This window comes from Streptomyces sp. NPDC107546, from assembly GCF_055639175.1.
This window is the reverse complement of record NZ_JBVKBA010000017.1, coordinates 1-23,122: the sequence shown is the minus strand read 5'-3', so window position 1 is coordinate 23,122 and position 23,122 is coordinate 1. Positions and strand designations below refer to the sequence as shown.

Annotated in this window: 15 protein-coding genes; 10 read left to right on the top strand and 5 right to left on the bottom strand. The window is 69.3% G+C overall.

What is annotated here, in order from left to right:
- Positions 1 to 41 precede the first annotated feature (41 nt).
- The 4 genes from ACZ7L1_RS24095 to ACZ7L1_RS24080 all read right to left on the bottom strand — a co-directional run bounded on the left by ACZ7L1_RS24095 (position 42) and on the right by ACZ7L1_RS24080 (position 9,881).
- Positions 42 to 6,644 (bottom strand): SDR family NAD(P)-dependent oxidoreductase, encoded by a 6,603-nt coding sequence (locus ACZ7L1_RS24095; RefSeq protein WP_471440018.1) that lies wholly within the window; start codon positions 6,642 to 6,644, stop codon positions 42 to 44.
- 126 nt (positions 6,645 to 6,770) lie between these two features.
- Positions 6,771 to 7,634 (bottom strand): thioesterase domain-containing protein, encoded by an 864-nt coding sequence (locus ACZ7L1_RS24090; RefSeq protein WP_471440016.1) that lies wholly within the window; start codon positions 7,632 to 7,634, stop codon positions 6,771 to 6,773.
- The gene (locus ACZ7L1_RS24085; RefSeq protein WP_471440014.1) at positions 7,618 to 7,884 is read right to left on the bottom strand and encodes an acyl carrier protein; all 267 of its coding nucleotides are present in this window, start codon (positions 7,882 to 7,884) and stop codon (positions 7,618 to 7,620) included. The genes ACZ7L1_RS24090 and ACZ7L1_RS24085 overlap by 17 nt, the downstream gene beginning before the upstream one ends.
- Positions 7,885 to 8,447: 563 nt before the next feature.
- Positions 8,448 to 9,881: a carotenoid oxygenase family protein gene (locus ACZ7L1_RS24080; RefSeq protein ID WP_471440012.1), complete on the bottom strand. Its 1,434-nt coding sequence runs from the start codon at positions 9,879 to 9,881 to the stop codon at positions 8,448 to 8,450.
- A 143-nt stretch (positions 9,882 to 10,024) separates the two neighbouring features.
- On the opposite strand from ACZ7L1_RS24080, the gene ACZ7L1_RS24075 reads away from it, so the two are divergent.
- Positions 10,025 to 10,561 carry a PadR family transcriptional regulator gene (locus ACZ7L1_RS24075; RefSeq protein ID WP_471440010.1) on the top strand — a complete coding sequence of 179 codons (537 nt, stop codon included), beginning with the start codon at positions 10,025 to 10,027 and terminating at the stop codon, positions 10,559 to 10,561.
- A 214-nt stretch (positions 10,562 to 10,775) separates the two neighbouring features.
- On the opposite strand, the gene ACZ7L1_RS24070 is transcribed toward ACZ7L1_RS24075, so the two are convergent.
- On the bottom strand, positions 10,776 to 11,573 hold the full coding sequence (locus tag ACZ7L1_RS24070) for a FadR/GntR family transcriptional regulator (protein WP_471440008.1): 798 nt from the start codon (positions 11,571 to 11,573) through the stop codon (positions 10,776 to 10,778).
- 381 nt (positions 11,574 to 11,954) lie between these two features.
- Between ACZ7L1_RS24070 and ACZ7L1_RS24065 the strand changes: the two genes are divergently transcribed.
- The 9 genes from ACZ7L1_RS24065 to ACZ7L1_RS24025 all read left to right on the top strand — a co-directional run bounded on the left by ACZ7L1_RS24065 (position 11,955) and on the right by ACZ7L1_RS24025 (position 22,998).
- Positions 11,955 to 13,316, top strand: a complete 1,362-nt coding sequence (locus tag ACZ7L1_RS24065; protein ID WP_471440006.1) for an ABC transporter substrate-binding protein — start codon at positions 11,955 to 11,957, stop codon at positions 13,314 to 13,316.
- Positions 13,313 to 14,227 carry a carbohydrate ABC transporter permease gene (locus ACZ7L1_RS24060; RefSeq protein ID WP_471440005.1) on the top strand — a complete coding sequence of 305 codons (915 nt, stop codon included), beginning with the start codon at positions 13,313 to 13,315 and terminating at the stop codon, positions 14,225 to 14,227. Before ACZ7L1_RS24065 ends, ACZ7L1_RS24060 begins: the two co-directional genes overlap by 4 nt.
- 109 nt (positions 14,228 to 14,336) lie before the next feature.
- A complete protein-coding gene (locus ACZ7L1_RS24055) occupies positions 14,337 to 15,191 on the top strand; it encodes a carbohydrate ABC transporter permease (RefSeq protein WP_471440191.1) in 855 nt (284 codons plus the stop codon).
- Between the two features lie 36 nt (positions 15,192 to 15,227).
- Positions 15,228 to 17,213 (top strand): DUF8034 domain-containing protein, encoded by a 1,986-nt coding sequence (locus ACZ7L1_RS24050; protein WP_471440004.1) that lies wholly within the window; start codon positions 15,228 to 15,230, stop codon positions 17,211 to 17,213.
- Positions 17,213 to 17,560, top strand: a complete 348-nt coding sequence (locus tag ACZ7L1_RS24045) for an L-rhamnose mutarotase (RefSeq protein WP_471440190.1) — start codon at positions 17,213 to 17,215, stop codon at positions 17,558 to 17,560. Before ACZ7L1_RS24050 ends, ACZ7L1_RS24045 begins: the two co-directional genes overlap by 1 nt.
- A 37-nt stretch (positions 17,561 to 17,597) precedes the next feature.
- Complete coding sequence (locus ACZ7L1_RS24040; protein WP_471440002.1) at positions 17,598 to 18,482, top strand: amidohydrolase family protein; 885 nt, start codon at positions 17,598 to 17,600, stop codon at positions 18,480 to 18,482.
- Between the two features lie 179 nt (positions 18,483 to 18,661).
- On the top strand, positions 18,662 to 21,733 hold the full coding sequence (locus ACZ7L1_RS24035) for an RICIN domain-containing protein (protein ID WP_471440189.1): 3,072 nt from the start codon (positions 18,662 to 18,664) through the stop codon (positions 21,731 to 21,733).
- Between the two features lie 21 nt (positions 21,734 to 21,754).
- Positions 21,755 to 22,339, top strand: a complete 585-nt coding sequence (locus ACZ7L1_RS24030) for a family 43 glycosylhydrolase (protein WP_471440001.1) — start codon at positions 21,755 to 21,757, stop codon at positions 22,337 to 22,339.
- Positions 22,279 to 22,998, top strand: coding sequence for an RICIN domain-containing protein (locus ACZ7L1_RS24025; RefSeq protein WP_471440000.1), 720 nt, complete (start codon positions 22,279 to 22,281; stop codon positions 22,996 to 22,998). The genes ACZ7L1_RS24030 and ACZ7L1_RS24025 overlap by 61 nt, the downstream gene beginning before the upstream one ends.
- The last annotated feature ends 124 nt before the right edge of the window (positions 22,999 to 23,122 follow it).

Here is a 23,122-nt window from a genome sequence, read left to right as displayed (position 1 = left end):
GCCGACCGGGTCAGGTCGTCAGTCGGATGCGGACGGGCCGGTCAGCCGACGACGAACTTGGCCGTCAGCTGCGGCGCCGAGATCACGGAGACGTCGTGCAGACGCATCAGCACCCGCCCGTCGGGGGCGCAGGCGGTGACGGTGAGTCGGGCCTCGGCGCCCGCGCCCGCGCTCGCGCTCGCGGAGCCGGGCTGCACCAGGACGAGGAAGGGCTCGCCGTCAGGCAGCGGGTGGTGCAGTTCGGCGCGGCCGACGCCGAGCGGGAGACCGGCGCTGCCTCGGAAGAGCCGTACCCACACCAGCGTGGCCTGCAGCAGCAGGTCGGCGGTGCCGGGGGCGTAGCGGGCACCGGCGAAGGCGCCGCCCGCGGTGCGGTGCTCGGCGAGCGCGCACTCCAGGACGAGTCGGGACTCCTCCTCGGCGAGCACTCGCCGGATGCCGCGCAGCGAGGGTCCGTGGAAGAGGGTGCCGTCGGCGTAGAGGCCGTCGGCGGCCCGGCCGCCGCCCAGCGGGGGCAGCCCGGCGACGGACGCCTGCGGCATGGCCGGCGCGGTGTCCAGGACGGCGGCGTAGTGCGGCCGCAGCGCGCCGTCCTGGCTCACCGAGCGGATCGCTGCCTGCACGGCGCCGGGGGTTTCCGGCAGCGGGCTGATGACCAGGCGGCAGTCCTCCGGCTCGGTGCCGTCGAAGACGATGCCCTTCTGCACCGAGAACTCCCGCACCTGGCGGACCTCGCCGCCGGTGGCGCGCTCCACCGCGCCGATCGCCCAGCCGAGGGCCACGGCCGCCGGGAGCACCGGGGCCTCACCGATCACATGGTCGGCCACGATCGGGTCCTGGGCCAGCTCCGCGATCCGCCGCTCGACGGTGATGGAGGCGACGGGAGCGGCCGGGGCGCGTTCGGAGAGCGGGGTGGTCGGCCCGAGCACGGTCACCACGTCGTCCGCGCGCTCGGCGGCGAACTGGTCGGCGAACATCGCGACGCCGGTCTCCTGCGGGATGAGGGTGATCCCGCGCTCCCGGAAGACGGCCTTGATCTCGGGGGAGACCATGCCGCTGTCCCAGGCACCCCAGTTGAGCGAGGTGACCCGGGCTCCGGGGTGGCGCTGCCTCCAGGAGGACGCCCAGGCGTTGAGCGCCTCGTTGGCCATCGCGTAGTCGGACTGGCCGCGGTTGCCGAAGAAGCCGGCGACCGAGGAGAAGAGCACCACGTGCCGCAGCGCGTCCGCGTCCAGGGCGGCCGTCACGGCGCGCAGTCCCGCCAGCTTGGGCGCGAAGACCCGCTCGATCTCGGAGGCCTTCTTCTGCGCGATCAGCTGGTCGGCGAGCACCCCGGCACCGTGCACCAGACCGGTGACCCGGCCCCGGTAGGGCGCGAGGGCGGCCGCCGTCGCCTGCGGGTCGGTGATGTCCACCGCCAGGTACTCGGCCTGACTGCCCGCCTGTCCCAGCGCCTCCAGGGTCGCCCGCACCTCGCGGCCGGCGACGACGGCCCGGTAGGCCTGCTCGACCCGCTTCGGGGTGGGCTTCTCTCCCGCGGCCTTCAGGTCGGCGACGGCAGCGGCCTTGAGCGCCGCGGCGTCCTGCACCCCGCGCGCCCACTCCGGCTCCTCCTCCAGCGGGGTGCGGCCGAGCAGCAGCAGGCCCGGCTGGTGACGCCGCGCCAGCTCCACCACGCAGGCCGCGGTGATGCCGCGTCCGCCTCCGGTGACGACCAGCAGGTCCTCGGAGCTCAGCGGCTGCGGCTGCGCACCCACCGGGTGCAGCGGTTGATCTCCGAGGGTGAGGGTGACGCGGCGGGTACCGTCGTGGCCGACCTGGACGGGCTCGGTGGCCGCGTCGTGCACCTCCCCGAGCACCAGCGCGGCGGCGGCGCCGGGCGCCAGGCCGGGGGCCAGGTCGATGGCCCGGCAGAAGACCTCGGGAGCCTCCACGGCCAGGGTCTTGACCAGACCGGCGACGCCGCCGATCGGCGCCAGTTGTTCGTCGACGCCGCCGAGGCCGAAGGAGCCGTCCAGCCGGGTGACGGTGGTGTAGGCGGTACGGCCGAAGGTGGCGGCGGTGCTCAGCGGCTCCACCAGGTGCTTGGCCACCAGCAGGGTGTGCGACAGGCGGCGCACCCCCTCCGCCCAGTCCGCCGGGGGCACCGTGCACAGGTCGAGCACCAGGCTGATCCGCTCGCCCAGCGCCTCCTCGACCCGCGCGGCGAGTTCGGTGACGCCCCAGCCGCTCAGCGCGTGGTCCACCGCGCCGTCCACCCGCTGCGGCACGCCGGGCAGCCTCAGCACGTGCACCTTCCAGCCCTGCGTCTGGAGCTTCGCGGCGATCTCGGGGGCCAGCTCACCGCCGTCGTCCACCAGCAGCGCGCCGGCGGACTCGGGGAAGGCGTTCACCAGCTGGTCGGGCACCGGCAACTCGGCCAGGACGGCTTGCGCCCGGCCGATCCTCCCGCGCTCCGGGGCGGTTTCCGGCTCGGGCGCCGGGGCGGGGTCGGCGGACGGGCCGGCCTGTGGGGCGGGCGCATCCTGGCCGGATATGAAGCCCACGATGTCCTCAAGCGTCCGCAGCTCGGCCAACTGCTCCGGACTGGCAGCCGCACCCGAGGCGAACCGCTCGTGCAGCACACCCATGATCTCCACCCGCTTGATGGAATCGATGCCCAGATCCGCCTCGACATCCATCCCCAGCTCCAGCATCTCCGCCGGATAACCCGTCTTCTGCGCCACCACCTCCAACAGCGCCGCAGTCACCGTCGCCGCATCAGGCCCCACAGCCGACACAGGAGCAGAAGTGGGGGCGACCCCGGAGGCAGTGGCACCGGCCATGAAGCCCACGATGTCCTCAAGCGTCCGCAGCTCGGCCAACTGCTCCGGACTGGCAGCCGCACCCGAGGCGAACCGCTCGTGCAGCACACCCATGATCTCCACCCGCTTGATGGAATCGATGCCCAGATCCGCCTCGACATCCATCCCCAGCTCCAGCATCTCCGCCGGATAACCCGTCTTCTGCGCCACCACCTCCAACAGCGCCGCAGTCACCGTCGCCGCATCAGGCCCCACCGCCGACACAGGAGCAGAAGTGGCGACCGGAGCGGGCGCCGGGGCCGGGACCGGGGCCGGGACCGGGGCCGGGGTCGGGGCCGGGACCGGGGCCGGAAGCGCGGCGACCGCGGGTGCGGCGGGAACGGCCACCGGCTGCGGCGCCGGGGCGCGGACGGCGGCCGGAGCGGGCGCGGTGTACGCCTTCGGCGTCGGCGCGGGGGCAGCCACGGCAGTCGGCGCAGTCCGGGCCGCCGGAGCCGCGCCGAGTTCCAGTCCGGCCAGCTCGCACAGGATCTCGTTGGCGCGCAGGTGGGTGCGGCCGATGGCCATGCTGTGGTCCTTGACGGCGGTGACGCCGGAGAGCACCTGGTCCAGCTGCCCCTTGTCGTAGGCGCGCTCCAGCAGGCCCGCAAGGCGCTGTGCGCTGTTCAACTGCCCGTTGAGGTACTCGTCGTGCAGCGCCAGGTGGTCGGCGATCACGTTGGCCAGACGGTCGTTGTCCACGGATGCGGTCTCCTGAGCAGTGGGGACGGGTGCGAGAGTCGGGGCGGGGGACGGCGCAGGGGCCGCCACCGGCAGCGTGGCGACGGCCGCGGCCGTGCCCCGTTCGGTGTCGGCCGTCGGCTGGACGGCGGCGGCGACCGCGCCGGGCAGAGGGGCGACCGGCAGCGGCGCCACCGGCTCGGGCGCGGGGTCAGACGCGTTCGGCTCGGACGGCGCGGAGAGCGTGGCCGGCACGGAGAGCGTGGTCGGCGCGGCTGTCCGGTAGCCGTTCTCGATCGCCTCCCGGTACGCGGCCCTCCGCTCCGGCGAGACGTAGTTGATGCCGTTGAGCATGATCGCCATGCCCTTGACCGGCCCTCGCTCCACCGGCGGGGCGGCGTACCGGTCTGCGGTGCTCAGCGGCAGCCCCAGAACGGCGAGTCGGGCCACCGTCTGCTTCAGCGCCAGGTCCGCGTCCCGGCCCGGGCCGGCGTCCACGGCCAGCGCCATGTGCGGGCGCTCGCCGAGAATGCGCCGCACCAGCTGGGTGAGCACACTCTTCGGCCCGAACTCGACGAAGGTGCGGAACCCGGCCGCGTACATCTCCTCGACCCGGGCGGCGAAGTCCACCGGGTGGATGAGCTGCTCGGCGAGGATCCGGCGGTTGGCCGCGAGGTCCGCCCCGTAGGCGGCGCCGCGCGTGTTGGCGTAGACGGGTCCGTGCGGCTCGGCCACCTCCGCGGCCTCGACGTGGGCGCGGAACGCCTCCACCGCGTGGCCGACGTAGGGGGTGTGGAAGGCCGCGGAGACCGGTAGCCGGGACGCCTTGATCCCGGCCTCGCCGGCCGCGGCCACCAGCTGCTGCACGGCCTCGGTGGCACCCCCGACCACGATCTGGTCCGGCGCGTTGCGGTTGCAGACGAGCAGCCCCGGGATGGCGGCCAGCAACTCCGCCACCCGTTCCTCCGAGGCGCTGACGGCGGCCATCGCCCCGGCGTCGAAGCCGCGCTCGGCGGGCGGCGCCATCGCGGCGCCCCGGGCCCGGGCGAGGGCGAAGTACGCGTCGTCGTCCAGCGCCCCGGCCGCCCACAGCGCGGTCAGCTCGCCGAAGCTGTGCCCGAGGTAGCCCTCCGGTGCGAAGCCCAGCTCGCTGAGGTAACGGAACTGGCCGGCGGCGAGGGCGCCGATGGCGGGCTGGGCGTACTCGGTGGCGCGCAGCGCGGTCTCCTGGGCCGTGCGCGCGGCCTCGTCGAAGGCGGGCGGCGGGAAGGCGATCCGGGAGAGCGGCTCGGCGCCCTGGAAGTGCCGGTTGGCCCGGTCGAAGGCGGCGCGCAGCGGCGGCAGTGCGAGCACGGCTGTCATGCCCGGGTTGACGTACTGGCTGCCCTGCCCGGCGAAGAGCGCGCCGACCTTGCCGCGCTCCCCGGCCTCGGCGGCGCGGCGGCGGAAGAAGACGCCCTTGGGGTGCGACCAGGAGTCGGCCTCCGGGCGGGCCCGCAGTTCGCGCAGCGCGAGTTCCCGCAGTGCCGCGGCGTCCTCGGCGCCGCGGGCGGCGAAGGCGACGCGGGCGTGGTCCTCGGGGACGGGGCCGCCGTGCGCGGGAGCGCCCTCGGCGAGCGCGGCGGTGAGCGCCTCGGTGTCGGCGGCGTGCCACAGGTGGACCCGGGCGACCGGGAACATCACCTGGAGGTCCTCACCGTCGCCGTACTCCTCCAGCACCACGTGGAAGTTGGTGCCGCCGAAGCCGAAGGAGGAGACGGCGGCCCGGCGCTGCGGACGACGCGGGTCGCGGATCCAGGGCCGCAGCTGCGTGTTGACGTAGAAGGGGCCGCCGGTGAAGTCGACGGCCGGGTTGGGCCGGTCGACGTTGATGGTGGGCGGCAGCACCTTGTGGTGCAGGGCCAGCGCCAGCTTGATCATGCCGGCCGCGCCGGCCGCCGCCTTGGTGTGCCCGATCTGCGACTTGACGCTGCCCACGGCCGCGTACTGCCGTTCCTCGGTCGCCGCGGTGATGACGGCGGCGAGCGAGCTGAGCTCGGTGGCGTCGCCGACGGCGGTGCCGGTGCCGTGCGCCTCGAAGAGCTCGACGTCGGCCGGGGAGCAGTCCGCGTCCTGGTAGGCCCGCTCCAGGGCGAGGACCTGGCCCTCCTTGCGCGGGGCGTAGATGGACTTGAAGCGGCCGTCGCTGGCGGCGCCGATGCCGCGCAGCACGGCGTAGACGCGGTTGCCGTCCCGCTCGGCGTCACTGAGCCGGCGCAGCGCCAGCATGCCGATGCCCTCGCCGATCAGCGTGCCGTCGGCGTCCTGGTCGAAGGGCCGGATGCGGCCGGACTTGGAGAGCGCCGGGGTCTTGCTGAAGCAGAGGTACATGAAGATGGTGTTCTCGGCGTCGCAGCCGCCCACGAGCATGGTGTCCGCGCGGCGCTCCAGCAGCTCACTCGCGGCCGACTTGACGGCTCCCAGCGAGCTGGCACAGGCGGCGTCGATGGTCATGTTGATTCCGCCGAGGTCCAGCCGGTTGGCGATCCGCCCGGCGACCACATTGCCGAGCATGCCGGGGAAGGAGTTCTCCTCCCAGGGGGCGTAGGCGAGGCGGAACTTCGCGGCGATCTCTTCGGCGTCCCGGTCGGAGAGACCGCAGCTGCGGACGACCTCCTTCAGGACGGGGGTTTGCAGGCGGGCGGTGAGAGGCTGGGTGAGCTGGTTGGCGCCGGTGATGCCCAGCACGACGCCGGTGCGCGAGGCGTCGTACCAGGGCTGGTCGGCCCCGGCGTCCTTGAGCAGGTCGCGGGCGACCACCAGGCTGAGCAGCTGGAGGACGTCGGTGACCTCCAGGGTGTTCGGCGGCAGGCCGAACTCCAGCGGGTTGAAGGGCGTGTCCGGGATGAAACCGCCGCGCTTGGCGTAGGTCTTGTCCGGCGCCGCCGGGTCGGGGTCGTAGAACTCGTCGACGTCCCAGTGGGTGGCGGGCACGTCCTCGATGCAGTCGGCCGCCGCGGCGACGTTGGCCCAGAACTCCCGCATGTCGCGGGATTTGGGATAGAGCGCGGACAGGCCGACGATCGCGATCGGGTCGCGGGCGAGGCGGCGGTCGAGGTCGGAATCCTGCGAAACGTTCACAGCGAGGCTCTCTCGAGTGTCGGGGCAGGGCAGTACGGCCCGGCCTCGGTGAAGGAGGGTGGGCCTACCGGCGAAGGTTCTGCTGGTTCTCGATGCCGAGATACCTGAGGTTCCCGGTGTCAGCGGTCAGGCAGCATCGAGCAACGACGCGATGGCGGCCGCGGCGTCGGCGCGGGTGAGCATGGTGTAGTGGTCACCCGGGCAGGAGTGCACCTCGAGGCCATAGGGAGCCAGGGGCTCCCAGCCCAGCGTGCGGTCCCCGGGGACGAGGCTGCGCTCGGCCTTGACCAGCACCAGGGGAACCGGCGCCGGCAGCGGGTGGTAAGGGTTGGTCAGACGGTTGTTGCGCAGCAGACCGTCGACATAGGTGTCATAAAGCTTGCGGAGTCCTGGGAGCGGAGTGGAGGGCAGCAGCACCTCGGCGGCGATGGCGGCCTCCAGCACCAGCTTCAGGCCGTCGTCGACACCGAGGCCGGCCAGCCGCTCCGCGTCGAGCGGCACCGGGCGGCCCCGCTTGGCGCCGAGGTACATGGTGAACCAGCCGAGCAACAGGGGCGGTTCGAGGGTGCCGTCGTCCTGCTTGTACGCCTCGACGGGCGCGATGCTGTCCAGCAGCATCAGCCGCCCGGGACGGCGGTGCGACGCGGACAGACCAACCATGGCGTGCGCCACCACACCACCGAAGGACCAGCCCGCCAGCACATAGTCGCCCTCCATGTGGGCCACCCGGAGAGCCGTCAGCAACCTGGACGCCAGGGCGTCGACCGTGGTGGCGGCACGGCCACCGGTGAGCGCGGCCTGCCAGTACTCCGGCAGACCGCCCAGGTCGAGCACGGTCAGCCCCACGCCTGTGGGGAGGGCCTCCGCCAGGCCGCGGTGGACGGATGCGTCGAGCGCGCCGGGATGGACCAGGTAGACGGTGTGCCTGCCCGTTGCCGCAACGCGGTAGCGGTGGATGACGGGCCGTTCGGCGCTACGCGGAGGCTGCATGTCGGTCGCTCTCCTCCGCTATGTGAGCGGCCAGCTCCTTGACGGTGGGGTGGTACCACAGGGTCGTCGTGCTGAGCTCGAACCCCAGCCAGTTCTCGATCTCGCCGGCGAGGATCAGGGCTTCCGTCGAGTCGAGGTCCATCTCGTCGAAGTACATCTCCGGCGAGACCTCGGTCTGCTGTGCACCGAGGCGGTGCGCGATCTTCTCGATCAACCACTCCTGCGCCTCGAGCGCGCTCACTGCGGGCATGATGATTCCTTTCCGGGGAAACGGGGACGGACCCGAGCGGGACAGAACGCGGCAGGGCTCGCGTGACAGCTCTGCGGATGTGGGGAATTCCGCAGACAGCCTCGAATCAGAACGACGAAAACAGCGGGGGGAATCTGACCGACTTCACCGGGGACAGGCAATCACATCCCCACGAGAAGTCGCCGGAACGACAGACCCAAAGCCCTCCTTACCACCAGTAAGCCTGGATCCAGGTTCGCTGTTCGCTCGCCGCCGGCGATGGGACACTTCCGCGACCGGCTCTTTCCAGCCAGTAGTTGAAGCCTAGAGCCGCAGTTATGGCCCCTCAAGAGACTGCTCGTTAACAGTCGGTATCCATTGTTTTCCGGAAAATGAACGGAGCCAGGATTATTACCGACGGGTCAGTCGGAGAGAAATGGCTTTCTTTATTCGCGAAGGAAAACGACGACACTCGCCACTTCCAAGCGTGCCAAAAATGTCATGTCCATGACAATCCTGCGGCGAATTCCGGAACGCGGACGACCTTCGGCGGCCTCAGAATTATCTACTTCCGGAACCGGAATTCACCCGCTGCGGTGCGACCGGAGGAAGGTGCCGTGGAACCCGAACGGGACGGCATGCGGGACCTCGGCCCGAGCCACTTCCTGGAAGGTCCGCGCATCGAGCGCCAGGAGATACGACGACGCGGTCGCCGAACGGAGGACGACCGCGAGCACGATTCCGTCGTCCTCCGCTCCGTCCCGGCCGTGACCGGGGGGCGCCGCAACGAAGACGGGCTCGCCGGGGTAGCAGCCCTCCTCCTGCCACCGAAGCGTGCTGCCGTCACCGACGTCGAGCTTCACCAGCTGGTTGAGGAAGTCATCGGTCCGGCGATCGCGGGAACCGACACCGTACGCGTAGCGGTAGGCCCGGCCATTGCGCTGCCCATAGGCGATGCGCGGCAACTCCAGGGATTCCCCCGACAGCTCTTCCGCCGTGACCGTTCCGGCCTCGAAATCCAGGGAGAACCGCGTGGGTGTGGCCTGCGGGAGAGCACCACCGCCGCGGAGGGCGTCAAGGTACAGGGCTTCGATGATCGAGGCGTCCTGGTATGCGCACAGGTCGATGAGGAGCCGGCCGTTCTCTTCCCAGGAGTTGATGTGATGGAAGGCGAAACACGCCGGGCCGCGCAGCACCGCGCGCACGTGTCCCCCATCTCGGCTCATAACGATGAACCGGGTTCCGCGCTCCGGCTTCCAACGGTAATTCTCGATGAAGGGCCGCCCGCTCAGCAGAAGCCTGAAGGGGTTCACCACCAGGGGAAATTCGACCAGCACTACATGCCCGGAGGTGATTGCGAAGCTGTGCATATAGGCGGGCTCGTCGACACGGTACCGCCCGAACAGCTCGCGGCGCGGCGTGCCGTCGGACCTCTGCCGATACACACGATATTCGCTGCGCCGTGAGAAGTGCGTCACGTAATTGACGAGGTCACCGGTGACCGGGTCCTGGTGGGGGTGCGCCGTCGTGAACTGCCCGCCGAGCCGGTCCTCGTAATCGACCACTCCGACAGTGGCGAGGGTTTCCGGCGCGAACTCGACTGGCAGCGGGGTTTCCGTGAGCGCGACGACCTGGTCCCCGAACCTGGCGATGTTCACGTTCGGGTTGACGGGCCGTAAGCGCTGGAAAGGTGTGAAGAAACGGGCGAAGGCACTGCGGCAGGGGTCGGTGGCGAACTCCTGGTAGCGGATCCGGCCCTCCCGGAGAACGGCCCGGCTGCTCGGCGTGTCGAGGTAACGGTTGGCGTACTCCACCCGGCCGCCGTCGACGGCGAACCGGTGGACCATGGCCTGACCGTCGAACCAGTGGCGGAACCCCGTGCCGCCGGCCTCGAACCTGGCAGGTCCGTTCCGCAGCAGCACGCCACGTAACCACTCGGGCAGGCGTCCGCTGACCGGCAGCTCCACCGCATGAGTTTCGTCATCCGGGCTCTGGAAGCCGAGACCGAAGCGCGCCATCACACCCCTCCCCCTTGCGCCGTTCCCACGAGGGCCCGCTCCGGGTGGCACATTGAAACATGCCACATTGGACCGACCACAGTGGACTGTCGACGGCCAGCATCATGTACCGTCCACTGTGGAGTGTCAAGGGAGGGCCCTTCATGGACAGCCTCAACGCGACCGCCGCCACACTCCTCGGGTTTCTCCACACCGGGGAGGCAAGCGGATACGAACTCGTCGCCATCGCCGAGGAGCTCGTCGGCGACTTCTGGACCGTCACCCGTAGCCAGGTCTACCGCGAACTCGCCGCACTCGCCGAGCGCGGGCTGGTCACGGCAGGGGACGCCGGACCGCGCGCCCGCGTCCCTTACCACCTCACCGAGGCCGGGCGCGAGGCGTTCGCGCAGTGGATCATCACACCCCCGGGAACGGAACAGATCCGCTACCCCCTGCTGCTGACGATCGCCTTCGGCGGTCATCTCGACCGCGACCGCCTGCTGTGCCACGTCGACCACCACCGGACGGTCCACCAGCAGCGCCTCAAGACGTACCAAGCACGCCTGGAAACCGCGGGGGTCGACGCCTACCAGCGCGCCACCCTCGCTTTCGGAATCCGCTACGAAGAAGCGGTCCTCGCCTGGATGGACGATCTTCCCGCCATTCTCGGCCCGCTCGACCAGCCATTCTCGTCGGCGTGAATGCCCTGGCCGGGCTCGGCTACGTGAGGCGCAGAGCGACAAGGAGGCGGCGCGGAAGAAGCTCGACGCACTCCCCGCCGTGACTCGGAGGACGGGATCCCCACTCGATGCGCGTCAGATCCGGCTCGACCTGCGGAACTGAACTTGATTGCGCAACGCGGTCCCCGACCGTGCTCCCCGCGCAAATCCTGAACGCAGAAGGCGTTGGCGCCGGTTATCCGAACAGGCGCCGCTGGATCTCCCGCCGGTAGTCCTCCAGCGTCCTGTCGAGATGTGCGGCCGTGGCCCGGGCCGCCTCATCGGACCGGCCGTCACGAATGGCCCGGTAGATCGCCTCGTGCTCCTCCACCGCGGACCGGGTGTTCTCACCGAGCGTGTCGTGGATCCCGATCGCGCTGGACTGCCGCTGCAGTCGTCGTGCGTCACGCACGGCGCTGACCAGGAAGGTGTTGTGCGAGGCTGTGGCCACGGCCGCGTGGAAGTCGTCGTCCGCCTGGTTGAACACCTCGACCTGATCGTGGACGAGCCCGTGCCGGCACCGCTGCACGGCGAGTTCGATCGTGCGCAGCTCGGCGGGCGTGGCGCGGGTGGCCGCGAGACTGCTGGCGGCCATCTCCTGAACTCTGCGGAACTCGAACAGCATGAGGACGTGGTCGAGGTCGACCGGCCGGAAGAAGGCTCCCCAGCGGCTGGTGATGAGCATGCCCTCGTCGTCCGCAACGAACAGTCCGCGACCCTTGTGCGCCCGGACGCGGCCGAGCGCCGACAGGATCTTCACGGCTTCCCGAACGACGGCCCTGCTGGTGTTCAGCTGCTGGGCGAGATCGTTCTCCGTGGGCATCCGGTCGCCCGGCACCAGCCGCGCATCGGCGATGAACTCGAGGATCCGCTCGGCCACGATTTCGTAACCGGGGCGGTAGTCACGCCGCTCGTCCGAGCTTTTCGCCGCTGCTGCCGCAGCGGGAGATGCCTGCACGGGCAGGGCCGCTGCGATCGCGGGCGTGTCGTTCATCTGTCCTGCCTCCGGGAGTGACTGCGACGAGTGCGGGTGACCGCTGTGGAGCCGTGCTCATCGTACCTCAGACACCTAATGAGTCCTACTTATCTAGCACAAGCGTGAGACATAAATCGGTGAGCTATGCCGACATAACGGTGCTTAAACGGCGTAGCTGCGTACCGCCACCCGCATCAGCCGCCACAAATTCGCCGCACCAAAGCCGACCACACCTCTTGACGGATCCTTCGATAAGGCGGCTAATTTCTTCCGCAGCGGCACCGCGGCACAGCCGTCCTCACCACCCGACACTCGACCGCGACGGCCCGACGTCGCCCTCATCCACGCGCCGCTCTCCCGATCTGCCTGGGAGCGTCCGCAAACCCAGTGGAGTTGCATATGACCGTCAACAAGCCTTCGTCCAGCCAGGAAAGAGTGCTCAGCAAGAGGCGTGCGGCGTTGCTGGCCGGCTGCGCGGCCACCGCGGCGCTGACCCTGACTGCCTGCGGCGGAGGCGCTGCCGGTACGACCGCCAAGGACGGCTTCGCCCAGGCGCCGCAGAAGGACGGCGCGTTGACTGTCTGGGTGGACGCGACCCGTCTGGACGCGGCCAAGCTGTACCAGAAGCTGCACCCGGATGTGAAGCTGGACATCGTCACCTACGACGGCGACGCCAACGGCTCGAACTACCTCCAGACCAAGGTCCAGCTGTTCAACCGCACCGGCAAGGGCTGGCCGGACCTCGTGTTCAGCTCTCAGAACAACGAAGTGACCTGGGCCGTCGACGCGGGCTTCGCGGCGCCGCTCAACAAGGGCCTGATCCCCTCGGGGACCCTGGGGCAGTTCGCGAGCGGCGCCAACGACGTCTGCACGGTCAACGGCACCGTCTACTGCCTGCGCAACGACCTCTCCCAGGCGGTGCTCTGGTACAGCGCGCCGCTGCTGAAGAAGTTCGGCTACCAGGTTCCGACGACCTGGGAGGAATACCAGCAGCTCGGCGAGAAGGTGGCGAAGGAGCACCCCGGCTACCTCGTGGGCGACGCGGGCGACTCCTTCACCCCCGAGATCTACCTGTGGGCGAGCAAGTGCGGCGCCAACCACATCACCGGCCCGAAGTCCGTGTCGGTGAACACCACCAGCGAGGCCTGCACCAAGATGGCCAGGCTCATGGACGTGCTGATCAAGAGCAAGTCCATGTCCATCAGCGGGGTCTTCAGCACCGACTTCGGCAAGAACGAGGCCGACAAGGTCCTGCTGATGCCCGGCCCCGCCTGGTTCGGGGGCGCGGTGTTCAAGGACACCCTCAAGACCCCGGCGAAGCAGATCGCGGCAGCGCCCATCCCCCAGTGGAAGGGGGAGACCTCGCCGTCCACCGGCAACGTCGGTGGCGGCACCTGGCTGCTGTCCCAGCACTCGACGCACATCAAGGCGGCCACCGACTTCCTGAAGTGGGTCACCACCGACAACGCCTACCAGGGCGAGAAGGCGCCTGGTTTCCCGGCCTACACGGCTGCGGCCGAGACCTGGCTGAAGGGCCAGGACGCCTCCGGCTACTTCGCCAGCGACCTGAGCGCCCTCAAGGACGCGTCCTCACAGGTCTGGCCGGGCTGGGGCTCGGGCCAGTTCAGCCAGGAGGCGATCTGGGCCGCCACCGTCAAGCCCGGCCTGACCCAGGGCAAGACCATCGTCTCCATGCTGCCCGCCTGGCAGGACTCCATCGTCAAGTACGCCCAGTCCAACGGATACAAGGTGTCCCAGTGACCCTGACCCACTCCCCGGCCGGCTCCGCCCACCGGCGCCGTCGCGGCGCCGCACGGCAGAGCCGGGCCGGTACGGCCTTCGTCGCCGGCTACGTGCTGCTGCTGATCGCCTTCGGCATACTTCCGACCGGATACGCGATCTACTTCGCCTTCACCGACGCCGGGGGCACGTTCACCGGCTTCTCCAACTTCGTCACCACGGCGCGGGACTTCCGCTTCATGGACGCCGTGAGCCACGTCGCGGTCTATCTCGTCTTCTGGCTTGCCTCGCTGGTGGTGTTCGTGGTCGGCCTGGCGCTGCTGCTGCACCGCCTGGCCTCCGGGACCGTCGGCAAGGCGCTGCGCTTCCTGTACTACATCCCCGGAGCCCTCGCCGGCGCCGCGAGCGTGCTGGTGTGGCTGTTCATGCTCGACCCGACGGTGAGCCCGGTCAGTTCGCTGCTGGGTGCACTGGGGTTCCACACTTTCGGCGAGGTCATCGCTCCCGGCAACCTGCCCCTGCTGTTCACGATCATCGCGTTCTGGACCGGTGCGGGCGGCTGGATCGTCGTCATGTACGGCGCGCTCAACAACATCCCCAAGGACGTCATGGAAGCCGCGCACATCGACGGCGCGGGTGCCTGGCAGACCGCCTGGCATGTGCAGATCCCCATGCTCCGCAAGTGGATCGTGTACATGGTGATCCTGGCGTTCGCGGGCGGCGCGCAGCTCTTCGTCGAGCCGCAGTTGCTCTCCCTCGCCAGCGTGGGCGTGGCCGGACGTGACTACTCGCTGAACCAGCTGACGTACGACTTCGCCTTCCAGATGAACAACATCAACGGCGCTGCCGCGGTCTCGGTGGAGCTCCTGGTCGTCAGCGTGTCGGCCGCCGCAGTCTTCGTCGCACGGTCGGGATTCTTCGATGCCGATTAAGACCCCTGCCAATCCGGTTTCCGCCACGGCACGCACGGAAGGGGAACGCAGCGTCATGAGCCGAGCACCACATCGGGCGTCGCGGCAGCGCCGCCGACCCGCACGGCACATGCCGTCCCGGCTGCTGACCGGCTCCGTGCTGGCCGTGTTCGTGGTGTTCTTCGTGCTGCCGGTGCTGTGGCTCGTCCTCGCGGCGACCAAGACCGACCAGCAACTCGTCCACGACAGCCCGCTCTCCTTCGGCTCCTGGCACGCGCTGAAGGCCAACTGGGACGCGCTCACGGCGTTCCAGGACAACGCCCTCATGCAGTGGCTGGACAACTCCGCTCTCTACGCGGTGATCTCGCTGGTCATCACGCTGTGTGTGGCCGTACCCGCAGGATACGCCCTGGCCATGACCGAGTTCCGCGGCCGGCACACCCTGCTGGTCTCGACCCTGGTCGTGATGCTCATGCCGAACGCCACGCTGGTGGTGCCGCTGTTCCTGGAGATCAACGCCGTGCATCTGATCGGCACCATGTGGTCGATCATCCTGCCGTACTCGTTCTACCCCTTCGGGGTGTACCTGACGTACATCTACTTCACCACCGCTGTACCGAAGGACCTGCTGGCAGCGGCACGGATCGACGGCTGCTCCGAGTTCGGCGTCTTCCGGCATGTCGCGCTGCCGCTGGCCACACCGGTCATCGCGCTCGTGGGCTTCTTCAGCTTCGTCGCCAACTGGACCAACTACTTCCTGCCGTACGTCATGCTCCCCGAGAGCAGCCAGATGCCGGTCCAGGTGGGCGTCGGAACCCTGCTCAGCAGTGTGCCGTCGTTCAACCCGACCGTCGGCTCGCTCGCGATCGAGCGCCCGCAGCTCGCTCTGGCAACGCTGGTGGCCATCACACCGGTACTGATTGTCTTCCTCTTCGCCCAGCGCTTCCTGGTCAGCGGGATGCTCGCCGGAGCCACCAAGGAATGACGCCCGCGCCACCCCCTCCGAACGGAGATCCTCCACATGCCCTTCGATCCTGACGACCAGACCTTGGGTGAGGAAGCCCCGGCCGCCGGCCACCCGGCCCCCGCACCCGAGGTCCGGGCCGGAGTGCCGCTGCTGGAACCGCCCGGCTGGGCTGTGGCCCAGCGGGCCCTGTTCGACCTGCTCGACCACGCCTGGCGGCGCTTCGCCCGCGACTTCACCGGTCCGGACGGACGGCTGAACTACACCGGCCGGCTGACCACCCGTGACGGTGTGGACGACTTCTACGAGGTGTTCTTCAACTGGCCCCAGCTCTACCTCCTCGGCGGCGCCGACGACCTGCTGCCCGCCAGTGAGAAGCACTGGGAGGGCGTGACCCGGCAGCTCACCGAACTGGGCATGCTGCGCGACGAGTTCGAGCGCGGCTACGACTGGTTCCACCAGGGTGAGAGCCTGCTGCTGCTCTACTTCCTCTGCATGGCAGCCCCCGACCGCTGGTCTGAACGCGCCCTGCGCTTCGCCGAGTTGTACGTCGACCCGGCCAAGGGAAACTACGACCCCGAACAACGCATCATCCTCCGGCCGCACAACGGCAGCGACACCGACCGCCGGGGCCTGTTCGACGGCGATGTCTATCCCTGGCTGCTGAAGGAAGCGGAGACGTACGGATTCCCCCTGGAGTGGATCCCCGAGGCGGAGGGCGGCCCGCACCCGCTGTCCGAGGATCCGCGTCTGGGCGCGCAGATGCGCGAGCGGATGGGCGTCGGCGACACGGCGGTCAACCTCGCAGCGGCCGGACTGGTCCTCAACGCCTGGATCCTGTCCGGCGAGGACCGCTACCGCGAATGGATCGTCGAGTACGTGGGCGCTTGGCGGGAGCGCGCCCAGGCGCACGACGGCCTCATTCCGGACAACGTCGGCCCGGACGGGGTCGTCGGCAGTCTGCTGGAGGGGCGCTGGTACGGCGGCCACTACGGCTGGTCCTGGCCGCACGGCTGGCACAGCGTGGGCCACGCGGTCTGTGTGGCGGCGCTGGCGGCGGCCACGGTCACCGGGGACGACGACTACCTCTCCATGGTCGCGACCTCACTCGACACCCTCATCGCCCACGGCAAGGTGATGCCCTACACCGAGGCGGACTCCAGTCTCCCGTCCAAGTGGGTGGCCGAGCTCGGCCCGGACATGCACACGCCCACGCTCCACCTTCCCTTCCGCCACAACGACTCCGGCTGGTTCGACTACAACCCGGCCACCCCGCCCGTACCGGTGGCCCTGTGGCACCACACGGCCTCAGCCGCCGACCGCACCCGGCTGGAACGGCTGCGCGAAGCCGACGGCATCGACTGGCGTACCGTCCGGCCGTTCCGCGCCAAGGAGGAGTCCGGGCACGAAAAGGCGTGGTTCGCCTTCCTCGCAGGTGAAGACCCCGGCTACCCCGAGAGGATCCTCGCCGCCGCCCAGGCCCAGGTCCGCCACCGCCTGAGGCGCATCGACCGCTACCGCGACCTGGACGTGCCCGAGGCGGACATCCACGTGTGGCAGCAGTGCAATCCCGTGGCCACCGAAGCCCTCGTCCAGCTGACCTGGGGCGGCCCCCAGGTGCTGTACAACGGTGGCCTGCAGCAGGCCCGGCTCCGCTACCACGACGCCGAGGCCCGCCGCGCCGGCCTGCCCCCGGACGTGGCCGCACTCGTCACCTCCATCGACCCCGAGGCGACCACCGTCGAACTGGTGAACCTCTCCCCCGAAACGGACCGCACGGTGATCGTCCAGGCAGGCGCCTTCGCCGAGCACACCATCACCGCCGTCCGGTACACGACCTGCGAAGACGACAGCTGGATCGGGGACATGTACGACTACGGCCACACGGAACCGGTGGTCACCGAGACGGAGAAGGCCTGCGACAGCGCCTTCCTGACCGTCCACCTGCCCGCCTCCACCCGAATCCGGCTCACCCTCCGGCTTCGGCTGCGCACCAACACGCCCAGCTACCGGACGCCCTTCAACCCTCAAGAGCGTGCGTGATGCAACGCATCGCCCAGACCATCAGGCTCCGGCCCGAATACCGCCAGAAGTACCTCGAACTCCACGTAGCCGTCTGGCCCGGAGTCGAAGCCGCCCTGCACCGGGCGAACATCCGCAACTACAGCATCTTCCTCCACGGCGATGTGCTGTTCGCCTACTTCGAGTACCACGGCGACGACTTCGAAGCCGACACGGCGACCCTCGAAGCCGACCCCGAAACCCAGGAGTGGTGGAAGCTCACCGACCCCTGCCAGGAGCCCTGGCCCGACCGGGGTGACTCACGCCAGTGGACGGAACTGACCGAGATCTGGCACCTCGACCCGCCCGGTGAAGACGTCACCGTCTGACGCGGCCGCCGCCAGACCGACCGACTTGGAACCTGCCATGACCTCCGCCCCTGCCCCCGTCCTCATCGATGCGCACCACCATCTGTGGGACCTCGACCGGCGTCCGCAGCCTTGGCTCGACGACCCCGACCTGGCAACGATCCGCCGTACCTTCACCCCCGGCGACCTGCGTACCACCGCGACCCACCCCATCGCGGGCCGCCGTCTGCACGGCACGGTGGCCGTGCAGTGCATGCCGGACGTGCCCGAGACGGAGGACCTGCTCGCCCTCGCTGAGTACGAGCCGCTGATCGAGGCGGTGGTCGGCTGGGCGGACCTGACGTCACCGGCGATCGGCGAGGTGCTGGACCGACTGCTCGCCGGACCGGGCGGCGCGTATCTGCGCTCCCTGCGCCATCTCGTCCAGGGCGAGACGGACCCGGGCTGGCTGCAACGCCCGGATGCGGAGCGGGGGTTGGCGGTGGCCAGGGACCGCGGACTCTCGTACGACGTACTGGTCCGCAGCCACCAGCTCGACCAGGCGATCAACCTGGCCGAACGCTTCCCCGACCTGCCCCAGGTACTCAACCACGCAGGCAAGCCGTCGATCGCCGACGGTGAACTTGCGGACTGGGAACGCCAGTTGCGCACGCTGGCCGCACACGAGCACGTGGTCTGCAAGGTGTCGGGGCTGATCACCGAGGCGGACCACGAGAAGTGGGCCACCGTCGACATCCGCCCGGTCTGGGACATCCTGCTCACCGCCTTCGGCCCCGACCGGCTGATGTTCGGCTCCGACTGGCCGGTCGCCAACCTCGCCGGCGGCTGGAACCGCTGGGCCGCCACCGTGGACGAACTGCTCACCGACTGTGCCGAGAACGAGATCCACGCGCTCCTCGCCGGCACCGCGACCACCTTCTACCGCCTTCCCGCCCGCAGCTGACCGTCGGCGCTCGTGCTGCAGGAGCGCTGGAGAACACGATGACACTCTCCGTCCGTTACACGGCCGCCCGGCCTTTGGAGCCGCCGCATGAACGCTTTCCCGGAGGTCCGAACCAGCCGGAGGGGCAGACGATGAAGCCCGTCACCTCCACCATCCGCAAGGTGTCAGCAGTGTTTGCGATGACTCTCTCCGCGGTGCTGCTGACATCCCTCACGACCCCGACCCCGGCCTCGGCCTCGGCCGCAACCCAGGCGACCTACTTCGTCGCCCCCGACGGCGACGACGCCAACCCCGGGACGATCACCGCGCCGTTCAAGACCCTGCAGCACGCACGGGACGTCGTGCGCACGGTCAACAGCGACATGACCGGAGACATCAACGTCTTTCTCCGCGGCGGCAACTACTCGGTGAGCAGCACCATCAACTTCACGCCGGCCGACTCGGGAACGAACGGCCACCATGTCGTGTACGCCGCCTACCAGGACGAGAAGCCGGTGCTGAACGGAGGCGTTCAGGTGACCGGCTGGACACAGCACAGCGGGAACATCTGGAAGGCCCCGCTGAACCGCGACAACAAGCTCCGCGCGCTCTACGTCAACGGCAGGCGCGCCCGGATGGCCTCGAAGACGATCAACTCGGCCGGATGCTACGGGACCTACACCGTGACGGCCGGCCAGGCTCCCTGGGCCTGGGAGTCGGGTTCGCAGTGCGACGGAGCCAAGTACGGCCTCTCCGACCTGCCGGCTGTCGCCTCCAACCAGGACGACGTCGAGATCAAGTCGGCGACGACCTGGACCACGGCCATCCTGGGAGTCCGCCAGATCACCACGAGCTCGGACGGCGCCAATCGCGTGGCCCTGTTCCAGCAGCCGGGTGCGGCCATCGCCCAGGGGCCGCCGAACGGCAGGTTCAACGCCGGCGGCGGCAGCCACACCTTCATGAACGCGTACGAATTCCTGGACCAACCCGGCGAGTTCTACTTCGACAAGACGAAGCACACGCTGTACTACTACAAGTCCGGCTCCGAGGACATGACGTCGGCGCAGGTCTTCGCGCCGAACGACGTCTCGACCCTCATCAGGATCGCCGGCACGTCCACGACCGACCACGCCCGCAACATCACCTTCTCCGGTCTCACGGTCGAGCACTCCGACTGGAACCTGGTCAACGTCGCGGGCTCCGTCTTCCGGCAGGGCCAGCAGGGCAACGCCAGTTCGACCGTGTACGCGAGGCAGAACTTCCACGCGTACACCTACCGCAACGTCGACCTGCCGCCGGGGATCATCCAGATCGAGAACGCCGACGGGATCATCCTCCGGCGCAACACGGTGCAGCACACCGGCGCCGACGGAATCAACATGGTCAACGACGTGACGGACTCGCAACTGACCGGCAACATCACGAATGACATAGCCGGATCCGCCATCACCGTGGGGCATCCCCAGCACGTGTACATCGGGGACTACACCTCGACCAACCACGAGAAGTACCCGGTGAACGTCGAGGGAGTCTGCAAGAACATATCGATCACGGACAACTACCTCTACGACAGCGCGGTGTTGTTCGAAGGGTCCAGCCCCGTGTCGGCGTACTTCGTCGATTCCCTGTCCGTGCAGCACAATCGGATCGAGAAGTCCCCGTGGGCGGGCATCACCCTCGGCTGGGGATGGTGGAACTTCGACGGTTCGGCGAACTCGATCCGACCTGGTGTGCCGACGACCACGGCGAAGAACAACACCATCAGCCACAACCAGATCGTCGACACGATGCAGGTGCTCGGCGACTCCGCTCCCATCTACACGCTGGGCAGCCAGCCGGGAACCGAGATCAGCAACAACTACATCCAGGGCGTTCCGGCCGGCCACAAGTACGGAATGCACCCCGATGAAGGCTCCGCCTACCTCAACGAGCACGACAACGTGCTCGACGTCGACCCGGGCCTGGCCTACACCGTCAACTCCGGCACCTGGGGCCGGCAGCACGACCTGAGCATCACCAACACCTACGGCACCGTCAACAAGATCGCCAGCAAGAACGTCCCGAACAGCACCATCCAGGACGTGCACGCGTACGCGGACAACGTGTGGCCGCCCCAGGCGTACGACATCGCCGTGAACTCCGGCCTGGAGGACGGCTACAAGGACATCGTCCCCCGGAGCAACCTCGGCCTGCAGGACTACGCCCTGCCCGCGAGCACGTTCACCGGCAAGGGCGTGTCGTCCATCCCCGTCCGCGCCCTCGGTGACGCGACCAGGACGCTCTGGCTGGCCCCTTCCGGTACGACGACGTTCGCCGTCGGCCCCACCATGACGAAGGCGGCCGGAACCGCGCCGACCATCGCCGTCCCGCCGACGGTCGGCGACTACCGCCTCTACGTCGTGGACGCCCAGGGGAACGCGTCCCCCGCGTCGAAGTCGCTCGTGCGGCAGCGATGGGCCTACGTCGACGACAAGGACTCCGGCCTCACCTACTCCTCCGGCTGGTCGAACTGGAACGACTCCCGCGACTTCAACGGGTCCGAGAAGTACACGAACACGGCGGGCGACTCCGTCCAGTACTCGTTCACCGGCTGGGGCGTCCGGTATCTCAGCATGAAGCAGCCGAACATGGGCAAGGTCGACGTCTACGTCGACGGCGCCCTGGCGCAGTCGGGCATCGACGCCTATGCCTCGACGGTGACGAAGCAGGTGGTGCTGTTCGAGAGGACGGATCTCGCCGCGGGTCCCCACACGATCAAGGTCGTGTGCGTCGGAACGAAGAACACGGCCTCTTCCAACACCGTCTGCGCGCTGGACGCGTTCGCCTCCATCCCCTTCCCCGCGAAGAACGCGTTCTACAAGATCCTCAACAAGAACAGCGGCAAGGCGATCGACGTCTCGGGCGGATCGACCTCCGCCGGGGCGAACGTCCTCCAGTGGAACGACACCGGAGCGCAGAACCAGCGCTGGCGGTGGGTCGCGGTCGGTGACGGCAGCTACGAGATCGTCAGCCAGAACAGCGGTCAGCTGCTGGACGTCACCGGCGGGTCCACCACGGACGGCGCGACGATCGTCCAGCAGCCCGACAACAACGGTGCGACCCAGCACTGGACCCTGGTCACCGCCGGAAACGGCTACTACAAGATCAGGAACGTGAACAGCGGCAAGCTGCTCGCGGCGTCCGGCTCCTCGACGGCAGCAGGCGCCCAGCTCGTGCAGACGGCGGACACGAACGCCGACAGCCAGCTGTGGCAAGCCGTGAACGTGGACTGACTCCCTCCAAGGACGGACATCGTGGACATCACCAGAAGACAGCTCGGCCGGCTCGCCGCGGTCGGCACGGGGGCGCTCGTGTTCCCGGGTCTGCTGCCGCCGAGCAGGGCGGCGGCAGCCACCCCTCCGGAGGGCACGTGGGGAGACAAGGGCGACGGCACCTACGTCAACCCCGTCCTCCCGGGCGACTTCAGCGACTGGGACTGCATCCGGGTCGGCTCCGACTACTACGGCGTCACCAGCACGTTCGGGTACTCGCCCGGTATGGCCGTGCTGCACTCGAAGGACCTGGTCAACTGGCGGACGCTCGGCGGCGTGGTCGATGATCTCACCCGCATCGGACCTCTGTTGAACTGGGACCGGATGAGCCGCTACGGCCGTGGCGTGTGGGCCGGGGCCATCCGCTACCACGCGGGACGGTACCGGGTGTACTTCAACACGCCCGACGAAGGCTTCTTCATGTCGTCGGCCCCGTCGCCGAACTGGCCGGCCTCGCCGACGGCCAGCACGCCGGACTGTGCCACTACGCGGCGACCTACGCGGGGTTGGGCGTCCTGCGCTCCGGTACCACCACCACGCTCGCGCACAACGCCGGCGGCACCCTGACCTACGGTCCGGTGATCAGGCAGAACGCCGTGTGGCTGCGCACCTCGTGGGACGTGGGCGGAGTCAGCCGGTTCTCCTACAGCCTCGACGGAAGCGCGTTCACCGCCTTCGGTGGCACTTACCAGCTCACCTGGGGCGGTTACCGCGGTGACCGGGTCGGCCTCTACACCTACAACCCCAACGGCACCGGCTACGTCGACGTGGACTCGGTGCAGTACACCATCGCACCCACCAGGGCCTACAAGTGCGTCAGCGTGCGCAGCGGCAAGGTCGCCGACGTCTCCGGCGCCTCCAAGGCGGACGGCGCAGCCGTGCTCCAGTGGCCCGACGACGGCGTATCGAACCAGCAGTGGGCCTTCCAGTCCACAGCGGACGGCTACCACACCATCATGTGCGTCAACAGCGGCAAGGTCCTCGACGTGGCGGGGTCCTCGACGGCGGACGGCGCGCGGGTCGTGCAGACGACCGCCGACGGCCGGACGAGCCAGCAATGGCAGCTGCGCTCGCAGACCGGCGGTGCATTCGTCGTGGTCAACCGCAACAGCGGCAAGCTGCTCGACGTCAACGGGGGCAGTACGGCCGACGGCGCCGCGCTCATCCAGTACCGCGACACCGGCGGCTCCAACCAGCGGTGGACCTTCCGCCGCGTCACCGGCTAGCCGACAGGCGGCGGGGGGGGGGGGGGGGGGGGGTTCGGGGCCCCCCCCCTTCTTTTCCCCTTTTGGTTGCCCCCTCGCCGGGTTATTCCCGGTCCGGTTGGGGGGTTTTCGGGGGACCCACCCA

Bases quoted from the DNA above. Each gene is read 5' to 3' on its own strand.
- ACZ7L1_RS24090 (WP_471440016.1), bottom strand. From the start codon at position 7,634: ATGCAGCCTCCGCGTAGCGCCGAACGGCCCGTCATCCACCGCTACCGC.
- ACZ7L1_RS24085 (WP_471440014.1), bottom strand. From the start codon at position 7,884: ATGCCCGCAGTGAGCGCGCTCGAGGCGCAGGAGTGGTTGATCGAGAAG.
- ACZ7L1_RS24080 (WP_471440012.1), bottom strand. From the start codon at position 9,881: ATGGCGCGCTTCGGTCTCGGCTTCCAGAGCCCGGATGACGAAACTCAT.
- ACZ7L1_RS24075 (WP_471440010.1), top strand. From the start codon at position 10,025: ATGGACAGCCTCAACGCGACCGCCGCCACACTCCTCGGGTTTCTCCAC.
- ACZ7L1_RS24070 (WP_471440008.1), bottom strand. From the start codon at position 11,573: ATGAACGACACGCCCGCGATCGCAGCGGCCCTGCCCGTGCAGGCATCT.
- ACZ7L1_RS24065 (WP_471440006.1), top strand. From the start codon at position 11,955: ATGACCGTCAACAAGCCTTCGTCCAGCCAGGAAAGAGTGCTCAGCAAG.
- ACZ7L1_RS24055 (WP_471440191.1), top strand. From the start codon at position 14,337: ATGCCGTCCCGGCTGCTGACCGGCTCCGTGCTGGCCGTGTTCGTGGTG.
- ACZ7L1_RS24050 (WP_471440004.1), top strand. From the start codon at position 15,228: ATGCCCTTCGATCCTGACGACCAGACCTTGGGTGAGGAAGCCCCGGCC.
- ACZ7L1_RS24045 (WP_471440190.1), top strand. From the start codon at position 17,213: ATGCAACGCATCGCCCAGACCATCAGGCTCCGGCCCGAATACCGCCAG.
- ACZ7L1_RS24040 (WP_471440002.1), top strand. From the start codon at position 17,598: ATGACCTCCGCCCCTGCCCCCGTCCTCATCGATGCGCACCACCATCTG.
- ACZ7L1_RS24035 (WP_471440189.1), top strand. From the start codon at position 18,662: ATGACTCTCTCCGCGGTGCTGCTGACATCCCTCACGACCCCGACCCCG.